The sequence below is a fragment of the Agromyces sp. P1_H4 genome, assembly GCF_056405255.1.
On record NZ_JBFUCL010000446.1, the window covers coordinates 1 to 2,415 of the forward strand.

At 71.1% G+C, this 2,415-nt stretch carries 3 protein-coding genes; all 3 read right to left on the bottom strand.

Annotated elements, in window-relative coordinates; translation table 11 throughout:
• Positions 1-41: 41 nt before the first annotated feature.
• A complete protein-coding gene (locus AC1DY2_RS18645; RefSeq protein WP_476763768.1) occupies positions 42-1,505 on the bottom strand; it encodes a catalase in 1,464 nt (487 codons plus the stop codon).
• A gap of 150 nt (positions 1,506-1,655) precedes the next feature.
• The gene (locus AC1DY2_RS18650; RefSeq protein WP_476763769.1) at positions 1,656-2,126 is read right to left on the bottom strand and encodes a Fur family transcriptional regulator; all 471 of its coding nucleotides are present in this window, start codon (positions 2,124-2,126) and stop codon (positions 1,656-1,658) included.
• A 63-nt stretch (positions 2,127-2,189) separates the two neighbouring features.
• Positions 2,190-2,415 (bottom strand): hypothetical protein (locus AC1DY2_RS18655; protein WP_476763770.1); only part of this gene is annotated, 226 nt, incomplete at its 5' end.

The following is a 2,415-nucleotide window of genomic DNA, read 5'->3' on the forward strand; positions in this document are numbered from 1 at the left end:
CGCGACGGCCGGGGCGCACCACGCACCCCGGCCGTCGTGGGTCATGCAGCGGCGTCGTCGACGGACGCGGCGGCGGCGATCAGCTGCGCGCCGAGTCCCGCGTCGACGTTGGTCCAGTACGCGAAGAACCGCGCCCGGATCTCGTCGACCGTGATCGCGGCCGCCTGGCCGGCGAGCGTCTGGACGAGCCGCTCCTTCGCCGCGGCCGAGAACACGTCACGGTAGAGGGTGCCGGCCTGGCCGAAGTCGCTGTCATCGGCGTGCAGCGTCGCCGCCGACCGCACCAGCTCGCCGTCGCTCTCCCAGCTGCCCTCGCCCGCCGCCGCCGCATCGGCGACCGGACCGCCGAACGAGTTCGGCGCGTACACCGGCGTCGTCGGCGCGTTGTACGCGTGGCGCTGGGCGCCGTCCTGCGAGTAGTTCTGCACGGATGCCGCGTGCGGCGCGTTCACGGGAATCTGGTTGTAGTTCGTGCCGACCCGGTAGCGCTGCGCGTCGGGATAGCTGAAGACGCGGGCCATGAGCATCTTGTCGGGGCTGATGCCGATGCCCGGCACCGTGTTCGCCGGCGAGAACGCGGCCTGCTCGATCTCGGCGAAGAAGTTCTGCGGGTTGCGGTCGAGGGTGAGCGTGCCCACCGGGATCAGCGGGTAGTCCGCGTGCGGCCACACCTTGGTGAGGTCGAACGGGTTGAAGCGGTAGGTCTTCGCGTCCTCGTAGGGCATGACCTGCACGTGCAGGTCCCACTTGGGGAACTCGCCCCGCTCGATCGCGTCGAAGAGGTCGCGGCGGTAGTGGTCGGCGTCGGCGCCGGCGATCGCCTCGGCCGTCTCGGCGTCGAGGTGCAGGTCGCCCTGTCGCGAACGGAAGTGATACTTCACCCAGAAGCGCTCGCCCTCGGCGTTGATCCACTGGTACGTGTGCGATCCGAAGCCGTGCATCTCGCGCCACGACTTCGGCAGGCCGCGGTCCCCCATGAGGTACGTGACCTGGTGCGCGGACTCGGGCGAGAGGGTCCAGAAGTCCCACTGCATGTCGGCGTCGCGCAGGCCCGAGCCGGGCAGGCGCTTCTGCGAGTGGATGAAGTCGGGGAACTTGATCGCGTCGCGGATGAAGAACACCGGGGTGTTGTTGCCCACGATGTCGTAGTTGCCCTCGGTCGTGTAGAACTTCACCGAGAAGCCGCGCACGTCCCGCCACGTGTCGGGCGACCCCTGCTCGCCGGCGACGCTGGAGAAGCGCAGGAGGGTCTCGGACTCGACGCCCGGCTGGAACACCGCGGCCCGCGTGTACGCGGTGACATCCGCCGTGACCTCGAAGCGGCCGAAGGCGCCGCCGCCCTTCGCGTGCACGATGCGCTCGGGGATGCGCTCGCGGTTGAACTGGGCGAGCTTCTCGACCAGGTACCGGTCGTGCAGCACGGTGGCGCCGTCGGCGCCGGCCGTGAGGGAGTGCGCGTCGCTCGCGACCGGGGTTCCGGTCTGCGTCGTCGTGGGTTCCGACATGTGTCGTCCTTCTCTCTCTGAGGTGGTGGTGCGGGGTCGGTGGTGCGGGGGTCGTGGCGCGGGGTCGGGGAAGGCGCGCCGAACTCCGCCTCGACGAGGCGAGGGCGCTGCCGGCTCGGCGGGCGGTGAGGGCCGTGCGGATGCCGCGGGCTAGCCGGACTCGGCCGGAGCGTGTCGCTCGAGCTCGGCGACGGCCTGCCGGCAGTCGGCGCAGAGCCCCCGGAAGGTGACCTCCGCCGTGTGGATGGCGAAGCCGCCGGTGTCGGCCGGCACGAGGCAGGGCGGCTCGCCGATCACGCAGTCGACGTCGGCCACGGCGTGGCAGCGGGTGCAGACGACGTGGTGGTGGTTGTCGCCGATGCGGCTCTCGTAGAGCGCGGGCGAGCCCGCGGGCGCGATGCGGCGCAGCAGCCCGGCGTTCGAGAGGTCTCCGAGCACGTTGTAGATCGATTGCAGCGACACGCTCGGGTGATCGGCGGCGACGCGCGCGTGCACGGCGTCGGCATCGAGGTGGCCATGTCCCGTGACCGCGTCGAGCACCGCGATGCGTGGCACCGTGACCTTGAGCCCCGCCGTGCGCAGGTGCGCCTCGGCCTGCTCACGGTCGGATGCGCTGCTCATGTCCTCGACCGTAGCAGTTGTTTTGAATGACTCAAAACAACACGCGGTGCCGGTCGGCCGGGCTCAGACCCGTTCCAGCACGTTCCCCACGTCGGCGATCCCCCGGCTCGCTCGCTCTCGCGAGGCGATGGCCCGAAGCTCGAGTGCCGTGGCGCCCTGCGTCCGAGCGACCGTCACGGCCTCGGTGAAGACCTCCGCGGCCGCCCTCCGCAACGCACCGCGGTGCGCCATCGACTCGCCGATGGCGGAGTGGAGCATCGACTCCCCCTGCAGGCGCAGGAGCTCGGCG